This is a genomic window from Vibrio sp. YT-18 (genome assembly GCF_033337345.1).
GTDB classification, from domain to species: Bacteria; Pseudomonadota; Gammaproteobacteria; order Enterobacterales; family Vibrionaceae; genus Vibrio; species Vibrio alginolyticus.
The window spans coordinates 1-1189 of the sequence record NZ_JAWOQO010000173.1 but is presented as its reverse complement, the minus strand read 5'-3'; the positions used below and the strand labels follow the sequence as shown (position 1 = coordinate 1189).

The 1189-nt window shown below is 41.0% G+C and carries 2 protein-coding genes; one reads left to right on the top strand and one right to left on the bottom strand.

Annotated features, from left to right (window positions below):
* Positions 1–101: 101 nt before the first annotated feature.
* Complete coding sequence (locus R7M72_RS25225) at positions 102–536, top strand: YbaY family lipoprotein (protein WP_005461146.1); 435 nt, start codon at positions 102–104, stop codon at positions 534–536.
* A 29-nt stretch (positions 537–565) separates the two neighbouring features.
* Here the strand turns inward: R7M72_RS25225 and R7M72_RS25220 are convergent, their stop codons facing one another.
* Positions 566–868 carry a DNA base-flipping protein gene (locus tag R7M72_RS25220; RefSeq protein WP_043037255.1) on the bottom strand — a complete coding sequence of 101 codons (303 nt, stop codon included), beginning with the start codon at positions 866–868 and terminating at the stop codon, positions 566–568.
* Positions 869–1189 lie beyond the last annotated feature (321 nt).

Genomic DNA, 1189 nt, shown 5'->3' with positions numbered 1-1189 from the left:
CTAACTCAGTCAAACTATTGTCAAATAAACGAAAGGAAACAAGACAGTTTTATATTCAAACCCTATACTTATCCCGATTTAATACTCTTCTTGAGGAATATATGAAAAAAACACTACTACTTGTTACTTCTTTACTTTTTGGCGCTGCGTTAGTGGGTTGCCAAACTTCTCAAACAACAGAAATGGAATCTGCTGAGGCGTCAATGAAGACAATTACAGGTACAGTGGCTTACCGTGAACGTATTGCTCTACCACCAAATGCTGTGGTTACGGTAACACTAGAAGATGTGTCTTTGGCTGATGCGCCATCTAAGCTTCTAGCAAAACAAACGTTCGAAACAGAAGGTAAGCAAGTTCCTCTTTCGTTTGAGCTGAGTTACGACAGCAACGAAATTAAACCGAATCACACTTACAGCGTGCGCGCGCGTATTGAAGTGGATGGTAAATTGCGTTTCATCAGTGATACGCATAACGGTGTGATCACAGATGAAGCACAAACTCACCAGTTGGATATTCGTCTAGTTGGTACGCGTTAATACCAAACATAGGGAACAAAAATGGCAGCCTAAGGCTGCCATTTGTATTTTCTGAGGGCGATTTTTCCTATCTCAGACACTTCGATCCCTTCTGCTTCTAATTTCTGCTTTTGCCTGTTTAAGTCTCTGCCTTTCAGCGATATCTTCCCTTGACTATTGATGACTCGAAACCAAGGCAATTTGCTACCTTCTGGCAAATTCCCAAGAGCTTTTCCTACGTGTCTGGCGTATCCCGGATAGCCTGCCATTTTGGCAATTTCGCCGTAGGTCGATACTTTTCCTTTTGGAATTTGGTGAATTACAGCAAAGATTTGCACTAAAAATTGGTCCATACTGAAACTGTCCGTTGTGGCTTGCTAAGGAATGGTAATACACACGACTTGTATTTCGCTAACAGTTCTTGTGCATGGTTAACATTTGTTGCTAGTGAGTTAGATGCCTTTTTAAAGACCTTTTAACTAAAGACAAATTGGTGCACCAAGCGCACGAAATACAAATTAACGATAAGCTAAGCTTGAATCTAGACCCACTCAACGACTTTAGATACCCAGTTTTATTTGCCGTTTAGTTACCAAGTTGGTGGGGAAGCGAGGAGGCGTTATGATTTTTTCAACACTTCAATTTTTCATCACAACTTTTCTTGCCGCTGTGTG